The organism is Isoptericola sp. BMS4, assembly GCF_011634835.1.
Lineage (GTDB): Bacteria > Actinomycetota > Actinomycetes > Actinomycetales > Cellulomonadaceae > Isoptericola.
In genome coordinates, this window is record NZ_SIRP01000001.1 from 2,976,503 (window position 1) to 3,002,846 (window position 26,344).

The window sequence follows — 26,344 nt, forward strand, 5'->3', positions numbered from 1 at the left end:
TCGGCGGATCCTCGCCATGGTCGTACCCACAACGATCGGGTCGAGGGTGCGGGTCAGACGCCGATCAGGTGCTGACCCAGGTAGCCGGTGACCTTGTCGAGGGCGACGCGCTCCTGAGTCATCGAGTCGCGGTGCCGGATCGTCACGGCGTCGTCGTCGAGCGTGTCGAAGTCGACGGTGATGCAGAACGGCGTGCCGATCTCGTCCTGGCGACGGTAGCGGCGGCCGATCGCCCCCGCGTCGTCGAAGTCGACGTTCCAGTGCGTGCGCAGCTCGGCCGCGAGGTCGCGCGCCTTGGGCGACAGCCGCTCGTTGCGGCTCAGCGGCAGCACGGCCGCCTTGACCGGCGCGAGGCGCGGGTCGAGGCGCAGCACGGTGCGCTTGTCGACGCCGCCCTTGGCGTTGGGAGCCTCGTCCTCGGCGTACGCCTCGATGAGGAACGCCATGAGCGAGCGGGTCAGGCCCGCGGCCGGCTCGATGACGTACGGGACCCAGCGCTCGCCCGAGGCCTGGTCGAAGTACGACAGGTCCTTGCCCGAGTGCTCCGCGTGCGTCGTGAGGTCGAAGTCCGTGCGGTTGGCGATGCCCTCGAGCTCGCCCCACTCGCTGCCGGTGAAGCCGAAGCGGTACTCGATGTCGACGGTGCGCGTCGAGTAGTGCGACAGCTTGTCCTTCGGGTGCTCGTACAGGCGCAGGTTCTCCGGGTCGACGCCCAGGTCGACGTACCAGTCGCGGCGCAGGTCGATCCAGTACTGGTGCCACTCGGCGTCGGTGCCGGGCTCGACGAAGAACTCCATCTCCATCTGCTCGAACTCGCGCGTGCGGAAGATGAAGTTGCCCGGCGTGATCTCGTTGCGGAACGACTTGCCGATCTGCGCGATGCCGAACGGCGGCTTCTTGCGCGCCGCCGACGCGACGTTGCTGAAGTTCACGAAGATGCCCTGCGCGGTCTCGGGCCGCAGGTAGTGCAGCCCGGACTCGTCCTCGACCGGGCCGAGGTACGTCTTGAGCATCATGTTGAAGTCGCGCGGGGCGGTCCACTGCCCGCGGGTGCCGCAGTTCGGGCAGGCGATCTCGTCGAGGCCGCCCTCGGGCGCGCGGCCCTTCTTCTCCTCGAACTCCTCGAGCATCTGGTCCTCGCGGAACCGCTTGTGGCAGCTCAGGCACTCCGTCAGCGGGTCGTTGAACGCCTTGAGGTGCCCGGAGGCGACCCACACGGGCGTCGGCAGGATCACCGCGGAGTCGAGGCCGACGACGTCGTCACGACGCGTCATCGCCTTCCACCACTGCTTCTTGATGTTCTCCTTGAGCTCGACGCCCAGGGGGCCGTAGTCCCACGCGGAGCGCGTCCCGCCGTAGATCTCCCCGGACTGGAAGACGAAACCTCGCCGCTTGGCGAGGGCGACGACGGCGTCGAGCTGGGCGGACGGTGCTGCCACGGATCACTCCTGGGTGTCGGGCCGCCACGTGGCTCGTGGGGCCTGGTACGGGGTTCGGTGCGGCACGGCCGGCACGCCGGGTCCACGATGGGTGGACCGGCCCCGGCCGGCCGCGGTGCGGACCCAGCCTACCGGCCCGCCCCGCGGGCCGGTTCGGCCCGGCGGCGCGCACGGTGACGATCCGGGGGCGGCTCGATCGTCACCATGGTGAGCCCGCGCACGCGGGCCGCTCACGACGAAGGAGACGGACGATGCGCTACGCACTGCTGCTGCACAACCCCGAGCCCGCGCCCGGCGAGATCCCCGCGGAGGGCCTGGCCGAGATGGAGCGCCTCTTCGCCGAGTACGCCGACGCGCTGGTCCACGCCGGGGTGCTCGTGGCCGGCGAGGTCCTGCAGTTCTCGGACGCCACCACGACGGTCACGCGCCGCACCGGCACCACGCAGGTCCAGGACGGGCCGTTCGCCGAGACGAAGGAGGCGCTCGCCGGCGTCTTCATCATCGAGGTGCCCGACGGCGACGCCGCGATCGCCTGGGCGGAGAAGTGCCCGGGGGCGACCTACGGCTCCGTGGAGGTCCGCCCGGTGGCCACGTCGATCGTCGACGGCGCGTGGACGGCGTCCGGCCCCGCCGCGTAGGACGGCACCGTGCGAGACGCCTACGACGAGGCGGCCGCCGCCGCGCGGGACGGCTACGGTCGTCTCGTCGCGGTGCTGGCGGCCGCCGACGGCGACCTGCAGTCCGCCGAGGACGCCCTCGCCGACGCCCTGGAGCGCGCGCTGCGCACCTGGCCGCGCGACGGCGTGCCGGCCAACCCCGCGGGCTGGCTGCTCACGGTGGCCCGCAACCGCCAGCGCGACCGCTGGCGGTCCGCGGAGCTGCGCCGGACGGCCCCGCTGGTCGTCGAGCGCCACGCGCCCGTGCACCTCGACGACGTGGACCCGGACGCCGTCGGCGACCGCCGGCTCGAGCTCCTGCTGGTCTGCGCCCACCCGGCGATCGCGCCCGCCGCCCGCACGCCGCTCATGCTCAACGTGGTGCTCGGCTTCACCGCCGAGCAGGTCGCGGACGTCTTCGCCGTACCCCGGGTCACGATGGCCACCCGCCTGGTGCGCGCGAAGCGGCGGGTCAAGGAGGTACGCGTGCCGTTCACGACGCCGGACCGTTCGCACCTGCCGGACCGCATGGCCGACGTGCTCGAGGCCGTGTACGGCGCGTACGTCATCGAGTGGTCCACCGCCGCGCCCGAGCCGCGACGGCTGCCGCCGGAGGCGCTGCGCCTGGCCGAGGTCCTGGCGCACCTCGCACCGGACGACGCCGAGGCGCGCGGGCTCGCCGCGCTCGTCCTGCTGTCGTCGGCGCGGGAGGCGGCGCGCACCGACGACCGGGGCAGGTTCGTCCCGCTCGCCGAGCAGGACCCCACCCGGTGGGACGCGGCGCGCGTCGCGCGGGCGCACGAGCACCTGCGCGCAGCGCACGCCCGGGGCGCGCTGGGCCGCTTCCAGCTCGAGGCCGCCGTCCAGGCGGTGCACTGCGCGCGCCGCGCGGGCGAGGCGCCCGACTGGGCGACGCTGCGCCGGCTGCACGAGGCCCTGCAGCGCGTCGCGCCGACGACGGGCGGCGCCGTCGCGCTGGCCGCGGTCGTCGGCGAGACGGACGGCCCCGAGGCGGGGATCGCCGCGCTCGACGCCGTCGGCGACCGGGCCGCGCGGTACCAGCCCGCCTGGGCCGTGCGCGCCGACCTCCTCGCCCGGCTCGGCCGGCGCGACGAGGCCGCGGCGGCCTACGACAAGGCCCTGTCGCTGACCCACGACCCCGCGCACCGCGACCACCTGGCGGCGCGCCGCGACACGCTCGCGGCGAGTTCCCTACGTCACAGGGGCCGTGATTGACAAGCACCGTCCCATGAACTGAGAATCGTTCTCATGCTTCGTCGTCGTGCGGCTCTCGCCGCCCTCCCCCTGCTCGCCCTGCCGGCGGTCCTCGCCTCGTGCTCCACCGAGGACGGCGGCGGCTCCGGCGGCGACGGGCTCCAGGTCCTCGCGTCCTTCTACCCGCTGCAGTACGTGGCCCAGCAGGTCGGCGGCGACCTCGTCACCGTGGACAACCTCACCCCGCCGGCCGCCGAGCCGCACGACCTGGAGCTGTCGCCCGCGCAGGTGCGCGAGATCGGCACGTCCGACCTCGTCCTGTACTCCTCGGGGTTCCAGAACGCCGTCGACGAGGCCGTGGAGACCCAGTCGCCCGAGCGGGTGATCGACACGTCCGACGTCGTGACGCTCGAGGAGCACCCGGGCACCGAGCAGGAGCACGCCGGCGAGGACGAGCACGCCGAGGACGAGGGCGCGGACGACGGGCACGACCACGCCTCCGCGCTCGACCCGCACTTCTGGCTCGACCCCACCCGCCTGACGCCCGTCGCGCACGCCGTCGCCGCCTCGCTCGGGGACGCCGACCCGGAGCACGCGGCCGCGTACGCGCAGAATGCCGAGGCGCTGGAGAAGCGGCTCACCGACCTCGACGGCGAGTACTCCGACGCGCTGGCGCAGTGCGACTCCCGCACCCTGGTGACGTCGCACGAGGCGTTCGGCTACCTCGCCGAGCGCTACGACCTTCAGCAGATCGGGATCGTCGGCCTCGACCCCGAGACGGAGCCCTCCCCCGCGCGACTGCGCGAGGTGGGTGGCATCGTCGAGGAGAACGACGTGACGACGATCTTCACCGAGACGCTCACCAGCCCCAAGGTCGCCGAGACGCTCGCGGACGACCTCGGTGTCGGCACGGCCGTCCTCAACCCGCTCGAGGGGCTGTCCGAGGACCAGACCGCGGCGGGCGACGACTACGTGTCCGTCATGGAGGAGAACCTGGCGGCACTCACCGAAGGGCTCGGCTGCGCATGACCCACGCGACGGACACCACGACTCCGCGGGCCGGCACCGCGCCGGCGGCCGGCGGGGCGCCTAGCACGGGCGGCGAGGCCTCGCCCGTGATCGAGGCCCACGACGTCCACGTCCGCCTGGGCGCCAGTCCCGTGCTGCGGGGCGTGGACCTCACCGTCCGCCGCGGCGAGGTCGTCGCGCTCCTCGGGGCGAACGGCTCCGGCAAGTCGACCCTCGTGCGCACCCTCGTCGGCGTCCTGCCCGTCACGGCCGGCGACGTGCGCCTGCTGGGCCACCCGCTCGACGCCGGCGTGCCGTGGGCGCGGGTCGGCTACGTGCCGCAGCGGGTCAGCGCCGCGGCCGGTGTGCCGTCGACCGCCGAGGAGGTCGTGGCCTCCGGGCTGCTGCACGGGCGGCGCCTGCGCCTCCCGCGCGGCTGGCGCGCCCGGGCGCGTGAGGCCCTCGACCTCGTCGGGCTCGCCGACCGGGCCAAGCGTCCCACCCACCAGCTCTCCGGCGGCCAGCAGCAGCGCGTGCTCATCGCCCGCGCCCTCGTGCGCCGCCCCGAGGTGCTCGTCCTGGACGAGCCCGTCGCCGGCGTCGACCGGCCGAGCCAGGAGGCCTTCGCCGCCACGATGACCCGCCTCGTCGACGACGGGCTGACGGTGCTCGTCGTCCTGCACGAGCTCGGCGAGCTCGCGCCGCTGGTGCAGCGCGCGGTGGTGCTGCGGCACGGCACGGTGGTGCACGACGGCGCGCCCCCCGCACCGCAGCCCGGGCACGGGGTCCCCGGACACGACCACGTCCACCCCCACGCCCGGCCCCGCACGGTGCACACGCAGGACGTGTGCCCGCCCGGAGGCCCGTTCGAGGCCGGCCTGGGCACGGCCGGCGGCAGGTTCGACGGCGGGTTCGACGGCACCGACGACGAGAGGACGGCGCAGTGAGCGGCCTGTGGGGAATGGTGACCGACCCGTTCATGCAGCGCGCCCTCCTGGCGGCGCTGCTCGTCGGCCTCAGCGCCCCGGTCGTGGGCACCTACCTGGTACAGCGGCGTCTCGCGCTCCTCGGCGACGGTATCGGGCACGTCGCGCTCACCGGTGTGGCGCTCGGCTGGCTGGTCGGCGCCGCGATGGGCCTGGTCCCCGACGACGTGCTGGCGGTACCCGGCGCCGTCGTCGCCGCCGTGGCCGGCTCCGTGCTCATCGAGGTGGTCCGCCGGCGCGGCCGGACCTCCGGCGACCTGGCCCTGGCCATCCTGTTCTACGGCGGCATCGCGGGCGGCGTGCTGCTCATCGGCCTGGCCGGCGGCTCGTCGGGCAGCCTCATGGCCTACCTGTTCGGCTCCATCTCCACCGTCACCACGGCGGACGTGTGGGTCACCGTGGTGCTGTGCGGCCTCATCCTCGCGATCGGGCTGGGCCTGCGCGGCGCGCTGTTCTCCGTGAGCCACGACGAGGAGTTCGCCATCTCCTCGGGGCTGCCGGTCTGGGCGCTGAACATGGCCGTCGCCGTGCTGGCGGCCCTCACGGTCACCGTCGCGATGCGGGTGGTGGGGCTCCTGCTGGTCTCCGCCCTGATGATCGTGCCCGTCGCGATCGGCCAGCTCCTCACGCACTCGTTCCGCCGCACGATGCTCGCTGCCTCCACCATCGGCGTGGTGGTCTGCGTGACCGGGCTGTCGATCACGTACTGGCACAATGTGTCGCCGGGCGCCCTGATCGTCGTGCTCGCCATCGGCGTGTACGCGGTCGTGGCGGCGCTGCAGCCGCTGCTGTCCCGCCGTCGCCCGCCGGCCGACCCCCACCCCGACATCCCCGACGACGTCGCGGTCACCGCACCGCGGGCCGGAGACCGTGAGGAGGAGTGCACACCGTGAACGACACCCAGCCGCGCCCGGCGGCCGCCCGGCCGGGCAGGACCGCGCCGCGCAACACCCGCCAGCGCGCGGCGGTGGCCGACGCGCTCGGCGACACCGACGAGTTCCGCAGCGCCCAGCAGCTCCACGAGCTCGTGCGCTCGCGCGGCGACGCCGTCGGGCTCGCGACCGTGTACCGCACGCTGCAGACCATGGCCGACGTCGGCGAGGTGGACGTGCTGCGCGGCGAGGACGGCGAGAGCCTGTACCGGCGCTGCGAGCGCAGCGAGCACCACCACCACCTGGTGTGCCGCGTCTGCGGCACGGCCGTGGAGATCGACGGGCCCACGGTCGAGTCGTGGGCCGCGACCGTCGGCGCCTCGCACGGGTTCGCCGACATCGAGCACACCGTCGAGCTGTGGGGCACCTGCGCGCAGTGCCGCGCATGACCGGGTCCCGCGTGTGACCGCCGCCGCATCCGAGATGAGGGCAGGCAAACCTCAGTCAGGCACAATGGCGTCGTGACCGCCACGACCCAGCGCCTGCTCGCCGAGACCGCACCCGCCGAGGGCGGCACCGGCGTCTTCACCATCGCGGGCGTGCCGTTCTGGGTGGTGTACCTGGCGGCGTTCGGCATCGTGCTGGTGCGGGCGCAGGCCACCTACTGGGCCGGGCGGGGCGTCGCGCGCGGCACCGCGAAGGGCCGGGTCGCCGACGCGCTCGCCCGCCCGCGCGCCGCCGCCGTCATCGACCGGGTCAACCGGTGGGGGCCGCCCGCCGTCACGCTGAGCTTCTTCACCGTCGGGGTCCAGACCCTCGTGAACCTCTCCGCCGGGTACCTCCGGATGCCGTACGCCCGCTACCTGGTGGCGCTGCTCGTCGGCTGCGCCGTGTGGGCGGGCATCTGGACGACGGTCGGGTCGGCGGCGGTGAACGCCGCCGTCATGCTGGGGATCACCCACCCCGTGACGCTCGCCGTCCTCGGCGCCGGGTTCGTCGCGCTCGTCGCCTGGGTGGCGTACCGGCTGGCGCGGCGCGCCGGGCGCACGGCCGAGGAGCGCCAGGATGCCTGAGTCCGCCACCGGACGTCCGGCCGCGGCGGACGTGACCCTGCGCGCCCACGGCGTGAGCCTCGGATACGAGGGGCTGCGCGTCATCACCGACCTCGACCTCGCCCTGCCCGCGGGCCGGGTCACCGCGATCGTGGGCCCGAACGCCTGCGGCAAGTCGACGCTGCTGCGGGGCCTGGCGCGCCTGCACCCCCTGGACGGCGGGCACGTCACGCTCGGTGGCCGGGACGTCGCGTCCCTGTCGCGGCGGGAGCTGGCCCGGTCCGTCGGCGTGCTGCCGCAGTCGTCCCTCGCCCCGGAGGGCGTGCGGGTCGCGGAGCTCGTGGCCCGCGGCCGCTACCCGCACCAGGGCTGGTTCGCCCGGCACACCACCGACGACGACGCCGTCGTGGCCCGCGCGCTGGAGTCCACGGGCATCGCCGACCTGGCCGACCGGCCCGTCGCGGAGCTGTCCGGCGGCCAGCGCCAGCGCGTGTGGATCGCGATGGTGCTCGCGCAGGAGACCGACGTCGTGCTCCTCGACGAGCCGACCACGTTCCTCGACGTCGCCCACCAGGTCGAGCTGCTGGACCTGCTGGCCGACCTCAACCGCGAGCGCGGCACGACCGTGGTCATGGTGCTGCACGAGCTGAACCTGGCCGCCCGGTACGCCGACCACCTGGTGGTGATGAGCGCCGGGCGGATCGTCGCCGAGGGCGCCCCCGGCGACGTGCTCACCGAGGACGCGGTGCGCGACGCCTTCGGCCTCACGGCCCGCGTGGTGCCCGACCCGGTGTCCGGCACGCCGCTGGTGGTGCCGGTCGGGCGGCACCGGGCCGACGGCGCCGCCTGACCGGGACCCCGTGTCCCGGGCCGGGCGTGCCGGGCCCGCCGTCGGGGGCGGTCAGCCGCCCTGGCCGACGCCGCGGTCGGGCGCGCTCATGTCGCCCGTCGCCGGGACGCCGTCGGCGAGCCCGTAGCGCAGCAGCACCGCGCCCTTGGGCCCGGCGGCCGGAGGTTCGAGGAGGGTGAGGTTGGTGGGCACCTCGCCCCCGTCGAACACCTTCTTGCCGGCGCCGAGGACGATCGGGTGCACCCACAGGTCGAGGCGGTCGAAGAGCTTCTCGTGCAGCAGGGTCTGCACGAGGTCCAGGCTCCCGACGACCTTGACCCGCTCGTGCCGGTCGCGGACCTCGCGCACCGCCGCGGGCAGGTCGGGCCCGAGATGCGCGGAGCCGGCCCACGGCAGGTCGGGCCGCCCGCGGGAGGCCACGTACTTCGGCACCCGGTTGAACAGCGTGGCGATGTCGTCGTCCGCGCCGCCCTCCTGGTGGGGCCAGTAGGACGCGAAGATGTCGTACGTCCGCCGGCCGAGCAGCAGGGCGTCCGTGCCCTCGTACGCGGCCGCGATCTGCGCCCCGGCGACCTCGTCGATCAGGGGCGCCTGCCACCCGCCGAAGGCGAACCCGGCGGGGTCCTCCTCGGGGCCGCCGGGCGCCTGCCCGACGAGGTCGAGCGTGGCGAACAGCTCGATGTCGATGACTCCCATGGTCCGCTCCCCTGTCCTGGCGCCCGCGGTCGGGCGCCGGTCAGGAGCAAGGACCGGGGAGCGGCTCCGGACTCATCGCCGCGCTGGGGTGACGACGCGCGGGGGTCACCGGGCGGCGGCGTCCGCGGGGTCGTCGCCGACGGCGTCCACGGCTCCCCCGTACCGGCGGTCGCGGCGCGCGAACTCCTCGCACGCGCGCCACAGGTGGCGCCGGTCGACGTCGGGCCACGGCTCGGGCAGGAAGACCATCTCCGCGTAGGCGGCCTGCCAGATCATGAAGTTGCTGGTGCGCTGCTCGCCCGAGGAGCGCAGGAACAGGTCGACGTCGGGCAGGTCCGGCTCGTCGAGGTACCTCTGCACCGTCTTCTCCGTGACGCGGGCCGGGTTGATCCGCCCCGCCGCGGCCTCGCGGGCGATCGCCGCGGCGGCGTCCGCGATCTCGGCCCGCCCGCCGTAGTTGACGCACATCGTCAGCGTGCAGGCGTCGTTGTCCTTGGTCATCTCCTCGGCGACCTGCAGCTCCTTGATCACCGAGCCCCACAGCCTCGGCCGGCGCCCGGCCCACCGGATGCGCACGCCCCAGGAGGACATCTCGTCCCGCCGCCGGCGGATGACGTCCCGGTTGAAGTTCATGAGGAAGCGCACCTCGTCGGGCGACCGTTTCCAGTTCTCCGTGCTGAACGCGTACGCCGAGACGTGCTTGACGCCGATCTGCACGGCCCCGGCCACGACGTCCAGCAGCGACTTCTCCCCCTGCTTGTGCCCCTCGATCCGCGGCAGGCCGCGCGCGTTGGCCCAGCGGCCGTTGCCGTCCATGACGATCGCCACGTGGTTCGGCACGAACTGCGCGGGGATGCGCGGCGGCGTCGCACCCGAGGGGTGCGGGTAGGGCTCGGCGTACTGTCGCGCGGGCATCAGGCCTCTCTCTCGATCATGCGCAGGGAACGCAGGGTGCGCTCCAGGTAGTACTGGGAGTACGCGGCCACCAGCCCGGACGCCTCGGTGCGGTGGCGCGGCTCGGCGGCCTCGGCGACGTCCCAGTCGCCGCCGAGCAGGGCGCCCAGCAGCGTGAACGTCTCGGGGGCGGGTGCGGCCGACCCCGGCGGCCGGCACCGGGAGCACACGGCCCCGCCGGACCCGACGGAGAACGCGTGGTGCGGGCCGGGCTCGCCGCAGCGGGCGCACTCGGCGAACGACGGCGCCCACCCGGCCACCGCCAGGGCCCGCAGCAGGTAGGAGTCCATCACCAGGCCCGGCGGGTGGGTGCGCTCGGCCAGGGCCCGCAGCCCGCCGGCGAGCAGCCAGTACTGCTGCACCGCCGGCTCGTGCTCTGCGGCGACGAGCCGGTCGGCGGTCTCCAGCATCGCGGCGCCCGCCGTGTACAGGGCGTAGTCGGCGCAGATCTGCCGGGCGTACGGCCCGATCGTCTCCACCTGGGTCACCGTGTCCAGGGACCGGCCGGTGTGCAGCTGCACGTCGACCATCATGAACGGCTCCAGGCGTGCCCCGAACCGCGAGGACGTGCGCCGCACGCCCCGCCCCACGCCGCGGATCTTGCCGTGCTCGCGGCTCAGGAACGTGACGATGCGGTCCGCCTCGCCCAGCTTGTGGGTGCGCAGCACGATCGCGTCGTCTCGGTACAGGGGCACGTCGTCATTGTCCCAGGTACCGCCGACAGGTCAGCCCCCTCCCGACCCCACACGACCTGGCGGGTGAACCCTGTGGACGGAACCACGACCTCGCCCCCGGCGCCGTAGCATCCGAGCATGGCCACCGACCAGCCGGCGACCCCGGCGCGTCCGCCGCTGCTCGACCGGGCCCGCGGCGAGATCGCGCCGCACCGCCGTGCCGTCGCGTGGACGGCGGCCGCCGCCGTGGCCTGGGCGATCTGGGCGAGCGGCCCGGGCTGGTCCACGCCCGCCCTCGTCGTCGCCGCGGCGGCGGGCGCCGCCCTCGGGGTCGTCGACGCGCGCACCCACCGGCTGCCGAACGCCCTCACCTACCCGGCGACGGGCGCCGTCGCCGCCCTGCTGCTCCTGGCGGCGCTCGCCGACGGGACGTGGGTCGCCGCCGGGCGCGCCCTGGCCGGCGGGCTGGCACTGGGTGGGCTCTACCTGCTGCTGCACCTCGTCAGCCCCTCAGGACTCGGGCGCGGGGACGTCAAGCTCGCCGTCATGCTCGGGACGGTCACCGCCTGGTCCGGGTGGTCGGCACTCTGGGCCGCCGCGCTGCTCCCGTTCGTCCTCGGCGGGCTCGTCGCCGTCGCCCTGCTCGTCACCCGCCGCGCCTCGCGGACAACGGCGATCCCCTTCGGCCCGTTCATGCTCCTCGGGGCCGCCGTGGCGATCACCGGGGTTCGGCTCGCGGCGTGACCGCACGGGCTGCCGCACTCATGGTGCCGGGCGGATCGTGCGCAGCACCTCGTACTGCCACGAGTCCTCCAGCGTCCCCGCGGGGACCCGGAAGATGACGCTCACGAGGTGGGTGGCGTCAGGGTTCATCACAGCAACGACACCGCCCTCCAAGAGAGCACCGTCCACCGCGACGTACCCCAGCGCCGCCGAAGCGTAGGGCCACGCCGACCACTCGGTCTCCGTCTGAACCAGGTCGACGCCCCCGCGTGGCGCCCGCGTCACGGCGGGCGCCACGTGGCCGGTACCGGTCAGGCGCGGGCCGCGCGGTTGACGGCGGAGACGACGGCCTTGAGCGTCGCGGTGGTGATGGACGGGTCGATGCCCACGCCCCACAGCACGTCGGCGCCGACGGCGCACTCGACGTACGCGGCGGCGGTCGCGTCGCCGCCCTCGGACAGGGCGTGCTCCGCGTAGTCCAGCACCCGGACGTCCAGGCCGACGTGCGAGATCGCGTCGACGAACGCGGCGAGCGGGCCGTTGCCCGTGCCGGTCAGGGTCTGCTCCACGCCGTCGTCGGTGACGTCCACGGACAGGGTGGTGACCCCGCCCTCGGACGCCGTCGTGCGGGTCTCGCGCAGCGTCAGGCGGCCCCAGTGCTCCAGGCCGCGGGGGTCGCCCTCCTCGACGGGCAGGTACTCGTCGGTGAACATCCGCCAGATGTCCTCGCCGGTGACCTCGCTGCCCGCGGCGTCCGTGTGGTGCTGCACGACGCCGGAGAACTCGATCTGCAGGCGCCGCGGCAGCTCCAGCGAGTGCTCGGACGACAGCAGGTAGGCCACGCCGCCCTTGCCGGACTGCGAGTTGACGCGGATGACGGCCTCGTACGAGCGGCCGACGTCCTTGGGGTCGATCGGCAGGTACGGCACGCCCCAGGTCAGCTCGTCGACCGGCTTGCCCTCGGCCTCGGCCCGGGCCTTCATGTGCTCGAAGCCCTTCTTGATGGCGTCCTGGTGGGAGCCGGAGAAGGCGGTGAAGACCAGGTCGCCGACGTACGGGTGGCGCTCGTGCACCGGGAGCTGGTTGCAGTGCTCCACGGTGCGGCGGATCGCGTCGATGCCGCCGCCGACGGTGAAGTCGATCTGCGGGTCGATGCCCTGCCCGAACAGGTTCATGCCCAGCGTCACCAGGTCGACGTTGCCGGTGCGCTCGCCGTTGCCGAACAGGCAGCCCTCGATGCGGTCCGCGCCCGCCTGGTAGCCCAGCTCGGCGGCCGCCACGGCCGTGCCGCGGTCGTTGTGCGGGTGCAGCGACAGCACCACGTTCTCGCGGTGGTTGAGGTTCCGGCTCATCCACTCGATCGAGTCCGCGTACACGTTCGGCGTCGCCATCTCGACCGTCGCCGGCAGGTTGACGATGACCGGGCGCTCCGCCGTCGGCTCCAGCACGTCCAGCACCTCGTTGCAGATGCGGGCGGCGAACTCCAGCTCGGTGCCGGTGTACGACTCGGGCGAGTACTCGTAGTAGACGGTGGTCTCCGGCATCGTCTCCTCGAGCTTGCGGCACAGCCGCGCGCCCTGCAGGGCGATGTCGACGATGCCGTCCATGTCGGTGCGGAACACGACCTCGCGCTGCAGGATCGACGTCGAGTTGTAGATGTGGACGATCGCCTGCTTGGCGCCCCGGATCGCGTCGTAGGTGCGCTCGATCAGGTGGTCGCGGCACTGGGTCAGGACCTGGATGACGACGTCGTCCGGGATGCGGCCCGACTCGATGAGCGTCCGCACGAAGTCGAAGTCCGTCTGCGACGCGGACGGGAACCCGACCTCGATCTCCTTGTAGCCCATGCGCACGAGCAGGTCGAACATGCGCAGCTTGCGCTCGGCGTCCATCGGCTCGATCAGGGCCTGGTTGCCGTCCCGCAGGTCGACGGCGCACCAGCGGGGCGCGGACTCGATACGGCGGTCGGGCCACGTCCGGTCCGGCAGGTCGACGGTGATCTGCTCGTGGAACGGGGCGTAGCGGGTGTACGGCATCCCGGAGGGGCGCTGCGGGTTGGCGCCGGCGATGCCGTGGGGGTGCGGGTTCTGCATGATGAGGCGTCCTTCGGTGGGGTGCGGTGACCGTCCCCCGAGGGCTGTTGCCCGGATCGGTTCCGACGGTCGTGACCTGTCGGCCGGCACGACGAACCTCCGCGGCGGGGTTCCGGCCTCTAGTGGGCCCCGCCGCGGCACCGAAGGAGGAGGCTCACCGTGCGATGCACAGGGACACCGTACACCGTGGGTGGGCCGGGTCACTCCGGCCGTCCGGGCGCGTCGCCGGCGCCCGGACGAGACCCGGGTCAGCGGCGCGAGCGGAGCGCGGCGTCCACGTCGGGGTCGCCCAGCGCGCCGAGCCAGTCCAGCAGCGCCGGGTACGTCGACGGGTTCGCCGCCACGCACGGGCGCAGGTGCGGCGCCTCGGCGACGATCCGGGCCAGGTCGGCCAGCGGGATGGCCGGGTCCAGGGCCTGGGCCGCGGTCCAGGGCGACCCGGGGACGTCGACGACGGGCGGCAGCGACTGCGTCGGGTCGCCCCCGGACGGCCCCGTGGACACGGGCTCGGTGGCGCGCGACGCGCCCGCCGGCGCCGCACCCGCGACCGGCCCGGCGTCGACGACGGGCGTCGCGCCGGACGGCGTGTCGCGCACCGGCGCGATCTGCTGCGTCGCGTCCATCGGCGCCTGCGCCGAGACGGCCCGCGGCGAGGTCGACGGCGTCGCGCCGGACGGCGTGTCGCGCACCGGCGCGATCTGCTGCGTCGCGTCGATCGGCGCCTGCGCCGTCGCGACCGGCGTCGCCCCGCTCGGGGCGTAGCCCACCGCCGTCGGGGAGCCCGGCTGCTGCGGCGCCGCCACGGTCCAGGAGGCGGCGGGCACCTGGCCGGTCGCAGGCGCGGTCGCGGCCACGGGCTCCGGCTCGCGCTCGGGCTGGGGCTCGGGCTCCGGCTCGCTCGCCACGAGTGCCCGCACCGACGGGGGCACGAGCAGCGCCACGAGGGCGAGGGCCGGCAGCCCGAAGGTGACGAGGAGCTCCTCCACGCTGGAGCGGGTGCCGAGGCCCGAGCGCGCCACGACGATCACCAGGCCGAGCACGACGAGGACGAAGGCGGCCCCGACGGCGGTGGTGTGCCCCGTCCGCGGGTCGCGTTCGAGGGCCCGGCGGGCGGCGAACGCGACCGCGACCATGAGCGCACCCGTCACGAGGCGCAGCACGAAGCTCACGGCGACGCCGTCCCCCACGAGGCGGACGAGCCCGACGAGCGCCACGAAGCCGGCCACCAGCATCACGAGGTCCAGCGACCGCACCGCCACCGAGACCCACCGGGCGGCCCGCTCGTGCTCCGGCTCGGCCGCGACGGCGCCTGCGGCCTCCAGGACGGGGCGGGCCCCGCACGCCGCGACGACGGGGAGCAGGAGCAGGCCCAGACGCTGGCCGTGGACCGTCTCGAACCACGGGCTCTCCTCGCCCCCGGCGAAGAGGACGAGCTCGAGCGCCACCCCGCCACCCAGCGCGAGGAGCAGCAGCCCGCCGACGAGGTTCCCGCGCCAGAAGTCGACCGCGGTGAGCCACAGGAGCCCGAGCACGACGGCGGCGTTGAGCACGCCCACGACCGTGTCCGGCCACGGCGCGCCCTGGATCAGCGAGACGACGGGCGTGGCGAGCGCGCCGAGCGCCACGACGCCCGCGACCACGGGCAGCGTCAGGCGCCAGGTGGGCGCGACGGCGAGCACGGCTCCGGTGAGCCCGAGGACCACGCCGGCGCCGACGGCGCCGTCCGCGCCGGCCGGCCGGACTCCGTCGAGCACGAGGTACGCCACCGCGACGACCACGTAGGGCGCGCAGCCGACGAGCCGGGCGCGCGGCGACGTCAGGGCGTCCCACGAGGGGGCTCCGAGGCCCGCGCGCCGCAGGTACGGCACGACGACGGTCAGCAGCGCCAGGACGGAGACGAGCACCACCTCGAGCCGGTCGCTGCCGCGGTGGGTGAGGTCCCACGGCATCGGGAGCGCCACGAGGATGCCGACGACGGCGAGCACGTCGCGCACGAGGGCGCGCGGCGGCACGCCCTCGAACGGCGAGCGCCCGACGTCGGAGGCGGCGGTGTCGGTCATACGTGCGGTCTCCTCGGTCCAAGGTGCGTGGGCCCAGGACGGGCCCGCCACGTTTCTACCCGAGACCCGGCCCGTACGACACACGAGGCGCACCCGTCTTCATCACACCGCCACATCATCGGGCCACGACCCGCACCGTCACGGGTTCGGGTCGGGACCTGCCGCGGGACTCGGGTCGGGGATCTCGTCGGGACGGTACCGGGGAAGCCGGCTCGCGGGCAGGACGGCGGTCGCGCTGACGCCGGCGAGGATCAGCAGCCCGAGCCGCAGCGTGCCGAGGCGCGACTCCTCGTTGACCTCGACGGCGGCGTCGACCTGCGCGTCGCTCGCGTCCGTCGCCTCGAGCACGTCGCGCAGGTCGTCGTTGCTGACGAAGTTCACGTTGTCGAGGTCGACCTGGGCCACCAGCGACGGCGGCAGCTCGGGATGCTCGGTGACGGCCCTGCCGACGCTCACGCCGAGGATCGTGACGAGCAGGGCTCCGGCGACGGCGGTGCCGACCGCCGAGGCGAGGTTCTGCGTCGTCCCGCGGATCGATCCGACGTCCCCGGCGAGCCGCGTGGGGGCGGCCGTGACGAGGACGTTGAACACCAGGGTGACGAGCGCGCCCTGCCCGACGCCGAAGACGAAGAGGCCGAGGATCGTCGGGAGCGTCTCCCAGTTGTTCGTCACGACGAACGCGAGCCAGACGAGGGCGACGGTCGTGAGGACGAACCCGAACACCCCGATGGTGCGGGGCGGGTAGCGCTTGTAGAAGCGCACGATCAGCGTGGCCGTGACGAACACGGTCAGGTTGAACGGCATCATCGCCAGCGACGTGTCGAACGGCGTGCGGCCCTGCACGATCTGGATGTACAGCGGCACCGTGAAGTTCAGCGCCGCCTCCAGCGCCACGACGACGAACATCGCGTACACGGCGGCCCGCTCGCTGGACCGCCCCAGCACGCTCAGGTCGACCAGCGGCACCTTCCCCGCCGCGATGCGGCGCCGGGTCCAGGCGAAGAACACCTGCCCGAGGACGATCCCGACCACGACGAGCACCGGGGCCGGCGACATCCCGAGGACGTCGAACGGCGCGTCCGGGCTCGCGTAGAACAGCCCCCAGGCGTTGAGGTTGTTGAAGCCCAGGGTGAGCGTCACGATCGCCGCGCCGATGAGCACCGCGGCGACCAGGTCGATCCGGATCCCCGGGTCGCCGCCGTCGGAGCGCAGGCGGAAGCTGAGCACGAAGACGGCGACGGCGAGCGCCAGGACGATGCCGAACACGGGCCGCCACCCGACCAGGGTCCCCAGCGCGCCGCCGACGAAGAACGCGCTGACCCCGGAGATGGCGCGCGCGGAGCCCAGGGAGCCGATCGCCGTCGCCTGCTGCGCGCCCCGGTAGTTCTCGGCGATGAGCGCGACGAGCGCGGGCACGATGATCGCCGCGGACGCGCCCGCGAGGGCCTGCCCGGCGATCGCCCACCCGACGGTCGGCGAGAGGATCATCAGCAGTGCGGAGCAGGCGAAGACGACCACGACGGACCGGAAGACGACGACCCACCCGATCCGCTGCCCCAGCTTGGCGCCCGTCATCACCAGGGCCGCGACCGCGAGCCCGTACACGACGATCGTCGAGCTCACGACCGTGGGCGGGACGCCGAAGTCGGCGACCATCCCCCCGATCGACACGGGCAGCGCCGCGACGTTGAACGACATGAGGACCTGCGCCAGGAACAGGCCCACCATCGGCACCCAGGACCGGCGCTCCTCGGCGCCGGCGGCCGTGCCCGGGTCTCGTGCGGTCGTCGTCATGCGGTCCCCGTCCCGTGCCGGCTCACCTGATGGTCCGCCCCACGTCGGGGGACGCGAGCGGCGGACGCGAAGACGTTGAGCCCGAGCGCGCGGGACAGGTACGCGGTCGCGCGCTGGCCGCGGACGCTGTTGCCGGCGTCGTCGAGCGGCGGCGAGAACGTCCCGATGGCGCCCTTGCCCGGCGCGACGGCGACGATGCCGCCCGAGACGCCCGACTTGGCGGGCAGCCCGATCTCGAACAGCCACTCCCCGGAGCGCTCGTACATCCCGGTCGACGCGAGCACCGCGAGGGTGTCCCGGCAGACCTGCGCCGAGACGATGCACTCACCCGTGACCGGGTTGACGCCGCCGTCGGCCAGCGTGGCGCCCATGACGGCGAGGTCGCGGGCGTCCACCCGCAGCGCGCACTGGCGCGTGTAGACGTCGACGGCCTCGAGCGGGTCCACCGGGAGGCGCCCGTAGCTCTCCAGGAGCCGCGCGATCGCCTTGTTGCGCATGTTGGTCCCGGACTCGGACCGGTAGACCGCCCGGTCGAGCTCGAGCGGCCGGCCCGCGAACGCCGACAGACCGCGCCGCACGTTCTCCCACTGCTCGGCCGAGGTCGAGCCGGGCATCATCGCCGTCGTCGCGATCGCGCCCGCGTTGACCATCGGGTTCATCGGGTGCCCGCTGTTGAGCTCGACGGCCATCACCGAGCTGAACGGGAGCCCGGTGTTGTTGACGCCGATGCGCTCGAGCACGCCCTCGTGCCCGAAGGCCTGGCACACCAGGGCGTACACGAACGCCTTGGAGATCGACTGGACGGAGAACTCGACGTCCGTGTCCCCGGCCACGTGCACGTCCCCGCCCGACTCCGCGACGCAGACGCCGAACCACCCCGGGTCGGCCTCGGCGAGCACCGGGATGTAGTCGGCGACCTCGCCGTCCGCGTCGTCGCGGAAACGGTCGTGCGCGTCGGTGACGAGGTGCTCCACCCGGTCCCATCCGGGCAACGTGCCCGTCGAGACCTCCTGCGCGACGTCGGTGCCCTCGACCTTCACTCCGCCTCCCTCACGCCCGTCTGCGCCGAGGCTTTCACGAGCCTCCGCGGAGCGCATCCGGTGGGGTGGGCGCCCCGACCTGGGCAGGGACCGGTCCGGCCGCCGACTCAGATGCCGAGCTGGTAGACGCCCCAGTACGCGAGCGTGAACAGCAGCGAGACGGACCCGGCCAGCACGCTCCAGAGGGTCACGTGCGCGGGCCAGCCGCGCACGACGACGCCCGCCTCGGCGTCGATCCGCGTGCCGGCGGCGTCGGGAACGTCGTCCGGCTGCGCCTCGACGTCGGTCCGGCCCGCGGCGGCGGTCCGGCGTGCGGCGCGGGCGTCCGCGACCCGGCGCACCACGAGCGCCCCGGCCACGGCCGTCGCGACGCCGAGGAGGCGGACGCCGACCCAGCCGCCCTGCACCACGAGGTCGTCGCTCTGGTAGTCGAGGGCCAGCCGGGCCACGGCCAGGAGGTAGGCGACCAGGGCGACCATGGTCGCCAGCGACCCGACGCCGAGCCCCGCGAGGGCCGGGCCGAGCCCCGCGGCGAGCCGCGGGGCGGGGGCGGGCGACCTCCGCCGGACGGTGCGCCGCACGCCGGTGTGCACCGCCCACACGAGCGGACCGAGGACGACGAGGCCGGCGCCGGCGACGACGCCGCCGAGCACGATGTCGCCGTTGCCCCACCACTGCGGCTGCGGCACCGCGGAGGCGAGGTAGAGCTGGTTGGGCGTGTCCCCCGCGATGCGGGGCGACGCGTCCGCCGTGCCCGGCAGGCCCTGCACCCAGGTGGCCACGTCGCGCCCGAAGTCCTCGTGCAGGTGCAGGCCCCCGTCGCGCGGCACGTTGATGCCGTGGTTGGCCCCGGCGTAGTAGCGCACCGTCACGGGGGCGTCGGCACCGCTCACCGCCGTGTCGGCGATGACCTGCCGGGCGCCCTGCTCGATCGGCATCGACGGGTCCGCGGTGCCGTAGACCACGAGCACCGGCGCCGTCTGCCGTTCCAGCCAGGGCCGCACGTCGAAGTCCACGTACTCGAAGCCGCCGCCCGGCAGCTGCATCCCGACCGCACGCGGGATCGCCCGGAACACCTGGTCGGGCACCCCGGTGTTGCGCAGGTAGTTGTCGACCGCGAAGGCCGCCTGCTGCCGCGGCGGCACGACGGGCGCCGACACGAGGATCGTGAACGCGATCGCCGGGTCCTTCGCCTGCATGACCGGCACGATCCACGTGCCCTCGGACTCCCCGTAGACGCCGACCTGCTCCGCGTCGACGCCCGTGGTGCCGCGCAGGAAGTCGACCGAGTGCTCGTAGTCCGCGGCCATCGCGACGTAGTCGCGGTCCCGGGTGGTGTACGTGTCCAGGCGCTTGTCCGGCACCAGGGTGACCACGCCCGCGCTCGCCAGCGCCGTGGCGGACTCGGTGAACGCCTCGCTCGACTTCCCCGTGCCCGCGCCGTGCACGTACACGACGCCGGGGCGGTCGGCGAGCACGCGTCCGTCGTCGCCGAGGGGCCGGCGCAGGAGACCGCCCACCTCGGTGCCGTCCAGCGGGATCGTCACCGGCGTCTCGCTGACCTCGAACGCCCCCACGGCGTCGACCTCGCCCGTCGCACCTCGGACCGCCGTGTCGGCACTGGCCGGGACCAGGTGGTCCGTCACGGGCACAGGGTCCCACTGGGGTCCCGCGACGGCGCCCGTGAGCGCCAGGCCGACGAGGATCGCCGCGGTCGTCGCGATATTCCGGAACACCACGCAGCGATGCTACTCGGCGCCACCGCCACGGGACGCCCCCGTGCACCCCCCGCGGCCTCGGAGGACGTCCCCCCGGGAGCACCGGCGCCGGTGGCCCGGCGAGCCGGTCCCGAGGTCCCGTCGCCTCAGAAGCCCAGCCGCTGGAGCTGCTTGGGGTCGCGCTGCCAGTCCTTGGCGACCTTGACGTGCAGGTCCAGGTACACGCGGGTGCCGAGCAGCTTCTGGATCCCCTGGCGCGCGGTGGTGCCGACCTCGCGCAGGCGGGAGCCGCCCTTGCCGATGACGATCGCCTTCTGGGACTCGCGCTCCACGAAGAGGTTGACGCGCACGTCGAGCAGCGCCGGGCGGCCCTGCTCGACGTCCCCCGTCCCCTCCCGCTCGACGATCTCCTCGACCACGACCGCCAGGGAGTGCGGCAGCTCGTCGCGCACGCCCTCCAGCGCCGCCTCCCGCACCAGCTCGGCGACCATCACCTGCTCGGGCTCGTCGGTGAGCTCGCCGCCGGGGTACAGGTCGGGGCCCTCGGGCAGGTGCTCGACCAGCACGTCGGTCAGCTCGCCCACCTGGTAGCCGTCGCGCGCCGAGACCGGCACGATGGCGGACCACTCGCGGTCCAGGGAGCGGGCGAGCTGGTCCACGGCGATGAGGTGCTCGGCGAGCCGCCCGCGGTCCACCAGGTCCGCCTTGGTCACGACCGCCACGACGGGCACCGCGCGGCGCCCCGTCATGAGGGGCGCCAACGTCTGGGCGATGAAGCGGTCGCCGGGGCCGACCTTCTGGTCGGCGGGCAGGCAGAACGCGACCACGTCGACCTCGCTGAGCGTGTCGGAGACGAGGTCGTTCAGGCGTTGGCCGAGCAGCGTGCGCGGCCGGTGCAGGCCCGGCGTGTCCACGAGGACGAGCTGCGCGTCGTCGCGGTGCACGATGCCGCGGATGGTGTGCCGCGTGGTCTGGGGGCGCGCGGACATGATCGCGACCTTGTCGCCCACGAGCGCGTTGGTGAGGGTGGACTTGCCGACGTTGGGGCGCCCGACGAGGCAGGCGAAGCCGGAGCGGTGGGGGCCGGGCGTCCCGGCGGGGTCGGGGGTCGGCTCGGAGGTCTCGGTGGTCATGCGGGGGCGTCCTTCTGGTCCGGCCGGGCGACGACGTCGCCGGCTGCTGGGTCGTGCTCTGCGGGGTCGTACGGGCGCGGCGCCCGGCGGGCGACGAGGGTCGCGAGCTTCTTGCGCCGGCCCTCCACGCGCTCGGCCTCGAGGTGCAGGCCGCCGACGTCGGCCGCGGCGCCCGCGAGCGGAACCTTGCCGAGCGCCTTGGCGAGCAGCCCGCCGGCCGTGTCCACGTCGTCGTCGTCGAGCCGGATGTCGAAGAGCTCGCCGAGCTCGTCGACGGGCATGCGGGCCGGGACGCGGAACACCCCGTCGCCCAGGTCGGTGGGCTCCGTCTCGGCCACGGTGTCGTGCTCGTCGGTGAGCTCGCCGACGAGCTCCTCGATGACGTCCTCGACGGTGACGAGGCCCGCGATGCCGCCGTACTCGTCGACGACGACGGCGATGTGCGAGCGCGAGGACTGCATCTCGCGCAGCAGGTCGTCGGCGGGCTTCGACTCCGGCACGAACACCGCGCCGCGCGCCACCTCGGACACGGGCCGGTCGGCGTCGGCGGGGTCGGCGTCGAGCACCCGGGCGACGTCCTTGAGGTAGGCGACGCCGCGCAGGTCGTCGACGTCGTCGCCCACGACGGGCACGCGGGAGAAGCCCGAGCGCAGGAACAGCCGCATCACCTTGCGCAACGGGGTGCCGGCGGCGGCGGTCACCATGTCGGTGCGGGGCACCATCACCTCACGGGTGAGGGTGCCGCCCAGCTCGGCCACGGAACGGATCAGCTCGGTCTCGGTGTCCTCGATGGCCTCGTTCTCGCGGACCCGCTCGGCCACCTCGCGCAGGGCGTCGTCGGCGGCCGGCGCGTCCTGGTCACGCTCGGTCGTGCGCTGGGTCAGCCATGCCGCGCCGCGGTGCACCGTCGACAACGGCCCCGCGAGGGCGGCGAGGACCGGCACGGGGCGGCGGAGCCCCAGCGCGCGCGGGCTGAGCCGGACGAACACGACACCGGCGAGCAGCCCGATCACGGCGGCGGCGAGCAGCACCTCCCACCACGTGTCGAACCAGTCGACGAGCAGGAGCGTCACCGCGGCCAGGGCGACCGCCTCCGCGGCGAGGCGCACGAGCGCGAACGCCGCCACCGCGGCCGGCGGGTCGGCGACGAGGGTCTGCACGGTCCGCAGCCGCGCGAGGCGGGTGCGGCGCGCGGTCTCCGAGAGCCGGTCGGACGTCTCCGCCTCGGCGACCGCGTCGGCGACGGCCGCGCGCGTGACGCGCAGCACCGCCGCCTCCCCGGCGGACAGCATCCCGGCCAGGGCCAGCGCCACCGCGCCGACCAGGACCACCAGGAGGTCGGGGGCGTCGACGAAGCCGCTCATCGGCCGCTCATCGACCCGCGAGGAAGGTGAGCAGGAGGCGGCGCTGCAGCGCGAACATCTCCTTCTCCTCCTCCGGCTCCGCGTGGTCGTACCCCAGCAGGTGCAGGATGCCGTGCGTCGTGAGCAGCAGCATCTCCTCGACCGTGGAGTGTCCGGCCACCTGGGCCTGCCGGGCCGCGACCTCGGGGCACAGCACGACGTCGCCGAGCGTGCCGGGCGGGGTCTCCTCCGCCTCGCTGCCGGGCCGCAGCTCGTCCATGGGGAACGACAGCACGTCGGTGGGGCCGGGCTCGTCCATCCACTGCACGTGCAGCTCGGTCATCGCCTCGGTGTCCACGAACAGGATCGACAGCTCGCTCTGCGGGTGCACGTGCAGGGTGTCCAGCACGAAACGACCGAGCGCCGCGAACTCGGCCTCGTCGACCTCGGCGCCCGACTCGTTGTTGACCTCGATGCTCACGACCGGGCCCTCCGCTCCTGCGGCGGCCGGCCCGGCCGGCGCTGCCGGTCCCCGCGTCCGTCGGTCCCGGACGCCACGTCCCAGCGGGCGTAGGCGTCGATGATGTCCGACACGAGCCGGTGCCGCACGACGTCGGACGAGGTGAGGCGGCAGAACTCCACGTCGTCGACGCCGGTGAGGATGTCCTCGACCACCCGCAGCCCCGAGGTCGTGCCGCCGGGCAGGTCGACCTGCGTGGCGTCGCCCGTGATGACCATCGTGGAGCCGAACCCGAGGCGGGTGAGGAACATCTTCATCTGCTCGGTGGACGTGTTCTGCGCCTCGTCAAGAACGATAAAAGAATCGTTGAGGCTCCTTCCACGCATGTACGCCAGGGGTGCGACCTCGATCGTCCCCGCCTCGATGAGCTTGGGGATCGCGTCGGGGTCCATCATGTCGTGCAGCGCGTCGTACAGCGGCCGCAGGTACGGGTCGATCTTGTCGCTCAGGGACCCCGGCAGGTAGCCGAGCCGCTCCCCCGCCTCCACGGCGGGGCGCGTGAGGATGATCCGGTTGACCCGCTTGGACTGCAGCGCCTGCACGGCCTTGGCCATCGCCAGGTACGTCTTGCCGGTGCCGGCGGGGCCGATGCCGAACGTGATCGTGTTGGCCTCGATCGCCTCGACGTAGCGCTTCTGCCCCACCGTCTTGGAGCGGATCGTCCGGCCCCGGCTGGACAGGATGTCGAAGGTGAGCACCTCGGACGGGCGCTGCGCGGTCGTGGCCGTGAGCATCCGCACGGACCGCGTGACGACCTCCGGGGTCAGCGGCGTCCCGGCCTCGACGACCTCGACCAGCTCGTCGAGCAGCCGCGAGACGAGGGCGACCTCGCCGGCGGGCCCGTGCACGGCGATCTCGTTGCCGCGGGCGTGCACGTCGACGCCCGGGAAGCCCTCCTCGACGGCCCGCAGGACGGCGTCCTCGCTGCCGAGGAGGGCGACCATCGGCACGTGCGCCGGGACGACGATGCGGTGCTCGCTGGTGCGCTCGTGCTCGGCGGAGGGATGGGTGGCAGAGGCGTGGGGTAGGGATGTCATGGTCCGGCTGGCGCCGCAGCACTCCTTCGTCGGTCGAGCGGGCAGCGGCCCGCCGCCCACGGTCAGTCTATCGAGGCCCCACCGACGGTCGCCACGAGATTCAGGCCGGCGTCCAGCCGAGCTGGGTGCCGGCGATGACGTGCCCGTGCACGTGGAAGACGCTCTGCCCGGCGCGGGGGCCCGAGTTGAAGATGAACCGGTACTGCCCGTCGGCGAGGTCGTGGGCCACCCGGTCGGCGACCTCGACGACCTCCGCGAGCAGCTGCGGGTCCGCGGCCGCGAGCACGGAGACGTCGCCGTGGTGCTCCTTCGGCACGACCAGCACGTGCACCGGCGCCTTCGGGTCGATGTCGCGGAACGCCACGACACGGTCCGACGTGTCGACCACGTCGGCGGGCAGGTCGCCGGCGACGATCTTGCAGAACAGGCAGTCGTTCACGTCGTCGCTCGTCATGGCGGCCACGCTACCGCCCGGTCACGGCGCCCACCGCCCCAGCCGCTCGCTGAGCAGCGCCACGGCGACCGGACCCGCGGTGGAGGTCCGCAGCACGTGCGGGCCGAGCCTGGCCGGGACCGCACCGGCCTCGGCCAGCAGGCCGACCTCGGCGTCCGCGATGCCGCCCTCGGGCCCCACGACGACGAGGAGCTCCGGGCGTGCGCCTTCCGGCCCGCCGGGCGCCGCCGGCAGCGCCACGTCGGCGAGCGGCGTCGTCGCGTCCTCGTGCAGGACCACGACCGTGCCGCCCGCCGCGACGACGTCGCGCACACGGTCCGCGAGGCGGCGGGTCGTCACGGGCTCGGCGACGGGCGGCAGGCACGCCCGCCGCGCCTGCTTGACCGCCGAGCGCACCGTGGCCACCCATTTCGCGTGCGACTTCGCGGCCCGCTGCCCGCGCCACACGACGACCGAGCGCTCGGCCTGCCACGGCACGACGGCGTCCACGCCCACCTCGACGGCCGCCTCGACGGCGAGCTCGTCCCGGTCGCCCTTCGCGAGGGCCTGCACGAGGGTGAGGACGACGGGCGGCTCGGGCTCGACGACGACCTCGTCGACCCGCAGGTGGACCTCGGGTCGGCCCGACGACTCGACATGGTCGACGACGCACCTCAGCCGCGTGCCCACGCCGTCGACCACGTCGAGCCGCTCCCCCGGACCGCGCCGCTGCACCACACCGGCGTGCCGGCCCTCGGCGCCGTCCAGCACGTAGACGTCACCGGCGGCGAGCGCGCCCAGGTCCTCGCCGTCGGCGAGGAAGACGGGCGCGCTCACGCCGTGCTCCCCTCGCACCCCCGCACCGTCAGCGCCCGCTGAGCTTGTCGCGCAGGCGGGAGAAGACGCCCGGGTGCGCCGCCGCGAGGCGCGGCTCGGGCCGCTCCTCGCCGCGCAGCTCGGCGAGCGAGCGCAGCAGCTCGGTCTGCTCGTCGTCCAGGGCCGTGGGCACCTGGACCTCGACGTGCACGTTGAGGTCGCCGCGGCCGCCGGAGTGCAGGTGACCGACGCCCAGGCCCTTGAGGGTGACGATCTGCCCCGGCTGCGTCCCGGCGCGCAGGTCGATCTCCTGCGGGCCGTCGAGGGTGTCGAGCTCCAGCACGGTGCCGAGCGCGGCGGCCGTCATGGGCACGGGCAGCGTGCAGTGCAGGTCGTCGCCGCGCCGCACGAACGTCTCGTGCGGCTTCTCGCGGATCTCGACGTACAGGTCGCCGGCGGGGCCGCCGCCGGGGCCGACCTCCCCCTGGGAGGTGAGCTTGATGCGTGTGCCGGTGTCGACGCCGGCGGGCACGTTGACGGTCAGCGTCCGGCGCGAGCGCACCCGCCCCTCGCCGGAGCAGTCGGGGCACGGCTCGGGGATGACGGTGCCGAAGCCCTGGCAGGCGGCGCACGGGGCCGTCGTCATGACCTGCCCGAGGAAGGAGCGCGCCACCCGCTGCACGTTGCCGCGGCCGTGGCAGACCTCGCAGGTCCGGACGTCCGTGCCGGGCCGGCAGCCGTCGCCGCCGCAGGTGCCGCACACCACGGCGGTGTCGACCTGCAGCTCGCGCTTGGCGCCGAACGCGGCCTCAGCCAGGTCGACGTCCATGCGCACGAGGGCGTCCTGGCCGCGACGGGCGCGCGGGACCGGGCCGGAGGGCTGACCGCCCCCGCCGAAGAACGTCTCGAAGATGTCCTGGAAGCCGAAGCCCTGGCCGAACCCGCCGCCGGCGGCGCCGCCGGGCGACGTCGGGTCCACGCCCATGTCGTACTGCTGGCGCTTCTCCGGGTTGGACAGCACCTCGTACGCGCGGGCGACGTCCTTGAACCTCTCCTCGCCGGCCTCCCCGGCGACGTCGGGGTGCAGCTCGCGGGCGAGCTTGCGGTACGCCTTCTTGATCTGCTCGGCCGAGGCGTCGCGGGCGACGCCCAGGGTCTCGTAGTAGTCGGTCACAGGTCTCTCTTCGGTGACGAGTCGGTGGCGTGCACGGCGGTGGTGCGGTGGTCGGGAC

At 74.3% G+C, this 26,344-nt stretch carries 25 protein-coding genes; 9 read left to right on the forward strand and 16 right to left on the reverse strand.

Annotated elements, in window-relative coordinates; translation table 11 throughout:
• Window positions 1-53: 53 nt before the first annotated feature.
• Window positions 54-1,439, reverse strand: a complete 1,386-nt coding sequence (locus EYB28_RS13470; RefSeq protein WP_166848780.1) for a glycine--tRNA ligase — start codon at window positions 1,437-1,439, stop codon at window positions 54-56.
• Window positions 1,440-1,690: 251 nt separating this feature from the next.
• On the opposite strand from EYB28_RS13470, the gene EYB28_RS13475 reads away from it, so the two are divergent.
• From EYB28_RS13475 to EYB28_RS13510, 8 genes are all read left to right on the forward strand, one after another.
• On the forward strand, window positions 1,691-2,077 hold the full coding sequence (locus tag EYB28_RS13475) for a YciI family protein (RefSeq protein ID WP_166848783.1): 387 nt from the start codon (window positions 1,691-1,693) through the stop codon (window positions 2,075-2,077).
• A 9-nt stretch (window positions 2,078-2,086) separates the two neighbouring features.
• The gene (locus EYB28_RS13480) at window positions 2,087-3,331 is read left to right on the forward strand and encodes an RNA polymerase sigma factor (RefSeq protein WP_166848786.1); all 1,245 of its coding nucleotides are present in this window, start codon (window positions 2,087-2,089) and stop codon (window positions 3,329-3,331) included.
• A gap of 33 nt (window positions 3,332-3,364) precedes the next feature.
• Window positions 3,365-4,339: a metal ABC transporter substrate-binding protein gene (locus EYB28_RS13485; RefSeq protein WP_166848789.1), complete on the forward strand. Its 975-nt coding sequence runs from the start codon at window positions 3,365-3,367 to the stop codon at window positions 4,337-4,339.
• A complete protein-coding gene (locus EYB28_RS13490; RefSeq protein ID WP_166848792.1) occupies window positions 4,336-5,265 on the forward strand; it encodes a metal ABC transporter ATP-binding protein in 930 nt (309 codons plus the stop codon). Before EYB28_RS13485 ends, EYB28_RS13490 begins: the two co-directional genes overlap by 4 nt.
• 14 nt (window positions 5,266-5,279) lie before the next feature.
• A complete protein-coding gene (locus tag EYB28_RS13495) occupies window positions 5,280-6,197 on the forward strand; it encodes a metal ABC transporter permease (protein ID WP_166852399.1) in 918 nt (305 codons plus the stop codon).
• The gene (locus EYB28_RS13500; protein WP_166848795.1) at window positions 6,194-6,625 is read left to right on the forward strand and encodes a Fur family transcriptional regulator; all 432 of its coding nucleotides are present in this window, start codon (window positions 6,194-6,196) and stop codon (window positions 6,623-6,625) included. The genes EYB28_RS13495 and EYB28_RS13500 overlap by 4 nt, the downstream gene beginning before the upstream one ends.
• Before the next feature lie 72 nt (window positions 6,626-6,697).
• Complete coding sequence (locus tag EYB28_RS13505; protein ID WP_240930558.1) at window positions 6,698-7,249, forward strand: DedA family protein; 552 nt, start codon at window positions 6,698-6,700, stop codon at window positions 7,247-7,249.
• Entirely contained in the window at window positions 7,242-8,078 is an 837-nt protein-coding gene (locus tag EYB28_RS13510; protein ID WP_166848798.1) for an ABC transporter ATP-binding protein, read from the forward strand. Before EYB28_RS13505 ends, EYB28_RS13510 begins: the two co-directional genes overlap by 8 nt.
• Window positions 8,079-8,129: 51 nt before the next feature.
• Here EYB28_RS13510 and EYB28_RS13515 read toward each other — a convergent pair whose 3' ends face one another.
• From EYB28_RS13515 to recO, 3 genes are all read right to left on the reverse strand, one after another.
• The gene (locus tag EYB28_RS13515; RefSeq protein ID WP_166848801.1) at window positions 8,130-8,774 is read right to left on the reverse strand and encodes a dihydrofolate reductase family protein; all 645 of its coding nucleotides are present in this window, start codon (window positions 8,772-8,774) and stop codon (window positions 8,130-8,132) included.
• Window positions 8,775-8,879: 105 nt separating this feature from the next.
• The gene (locus tag EYB28_RS13520) at window positions 8,880-9,689 is read right to left on the reverse strand and encodes an isoprenyl transferase (protein ID WP_166848804.1); all 810 of its coding nucleotides are present in this window, start codon (window positions 9,687-9,689) and stop codon (window positions 8,880-8,882) included.
• Window positions 9,689-10,423, reverse strand: a complete 735-nt coding sequence (recO, locus tag EYB28_RS13525) for a DNA repair protein RecO (RefSeq protein WP_166848807.1) — start codon at window positions 10,421-10,423, stop codon at window positions 9,689-9,691. The genes EYB28_RS13520 and recO overlap by 1 nt, the downstream gene beginning before the upstream one ends.
• Window positions 10,424-10,540: 117 nt before the next feature.
• Between recO and EYB28_RS13530 the strand changes: the two genes are divergently transcribed.
• Window positions 10,541-11,146 carry an A24 family peptidase gene (locus EYB28_RS13530; protein ID WP_166848810.1) on the forward strand — a complete coding sequence of 202 codons (606 nt, stop codon included), beginning with the start codon at window positions 10,541-10,543 and terminating at the stop codon, window positions 11,144-11,146.
• 290 nt (window positions 11,147-11,436) lie between these two features.
• On the opposite strand, the gene leuA is transcribed toward EYB28_RS13530, so the two are convergent.
• From leuA to dnaJ, 12 genes are all read right to left on the reverse strand, one after another.
• Entirely contained in the window at window positions 11,437-13,218 is a 1,782-nt protein-coding gene (gene leuA, locus EYB28_RS13535) for a 2-isopropylmalate synthase (RefSeq protein ID WP_166848813.1), read from the reverse strand.
• 248 nt (window positions 13,219-13,466) lie between these two features.
• Window positions 13,467-15,278 carry a hypothetical protein gene (locus EYB28_RS13540; protein WP_166848816.1) on the reverse strand — a complete coding sequence of 604 codons (1,812 nt, stop codon included), beginning with the start codon at window positions 15,276-15,278 and terminating at the stop codon, window positions 13,467-13,469.
• Window positions 15,279-15,416: 138 nt separating this feature from the next.
• A complete protein-coding gene (locus tag EYB28_RS13545; protein WP_166848819.1) occupies window positions 15,417-17,072 on the reverse strand; it encodes an MFS transporter in 1,656 nt (551 codons plus the stop codon).
• Window positions 17,069-18,112, reverse strand: a complete 1,044-nt coding sequence (gene glsA / locus EYB28_RS13550; RefSeq protein WP_240930559.1) for a glutaminase A — start codon at window positions 18,110-18,112, stop codon at window positions 17,069-17,071. Before glsA ends, EYB28_RS13545 begins: the two co-directional genes overlap by 4 nt.
• A 107-nt stretch (window positions 18,113-18,219) precedes the next feature.
• Window positions 18,220-19,851, reverse strand: coding sequence for a S9 family peptidase (locus EYB28_RS13555; protein ID WP_166848824.1), 1,632 nt, complete (start codon window positions 19,849-19,851; stop codon window positions 18,220-18,222).
• Window positions 19,852-19,976: 125 nt separating this feature from the next.
• Window positions 19,977-20,963, reverse strand: a complete 987-nt coding sequence (gene era / locus EYB28_RS13560) for a GTPase Era (protein ID WP_166848827.1) — start codon at window positions 20,961-20,963, stop codon at window positions 19,977-19,979.
• On the reverse strand, window positions 20,960-22,327 hold the full coding sequence (locus tag EYB28_RS13565) for a hemolysin family protein (protein ID WP_166848830.1): 1,368 nt from the start codon (window positions 22,325-22,327) through the stop codon (window positions 20,960-20,962). Before EYB28_RS13565 ends, era begins: the two co-directional genes overlap by 4 nt.
• 7 nt (window positions 22,328-22,334) lie before the next feature.
• Entirely contained in the window at window positions 22,335-22,787 is a 453-nt protein-coding gene (gene ybeY, locus EYB28_RS13570; protein ID WP_166848833.1) for an rRNA maturation RNase YbeY, read from the reverse strand.
• Window positions 22,784-23,863: a PhoH family protein gene (locus tag EYB28_RS13575; protein ID WP_166848836.1), complete on the reverse strand. Its 1,080-nt coding sequence runs from the start codon at window positions 23,861-23,863 to the stop codon at window positions 22,784-22,786. Before EYB28_RS13575 ends, ybeY begins: the two co-directional genes overlap by 4 nt.
• A 100-nt stretch (window positions 23,864-23,963) precedes the next feature.
• Window positions 23,964-24,317: an HIT domain-containing protein gene (locus EYB28_RS13580; protein ID WP_166848839.1), complete on the reverse strand. Its 354-nt coding sequence runs from the start codon at window positions 24,315-24,317 to the stop codon at window positions 23,964-23,966.
• A gap of 21 nt (window positions 24,318-24,338) precedes the next feature.
• Window positions 24,339-25,133 (reverse strand): 16S rRNA (uracil(1498)-N(3))-methyltransferase, encoded by a 795-nt coding sequence (locus tag EYB28_RS13585; protein WP_166848842.1) that lies wholly within the window; start codon window positions 25,131-25,133, stop codon window positions 24,339-24,341.
• A 28-nt stretch (window positions 25,134-25,161) separates the two neighbouring features.
• The gene (gene dnaJ, locus EYB28_RS13590; protein ID WP_166848845.1) at window positions 25,162-26,286 is read right to left on the reverse strand and encodes a molecular chaperone DnaJ; all 1,125 of its coding nucleotides are present in this window, start codon (window positions 26,284-26,286) and stop codon (window positions 25,162-25,164) included.
• Window positions 26,287-26,344: the final 58 nt, after the last annotated feature.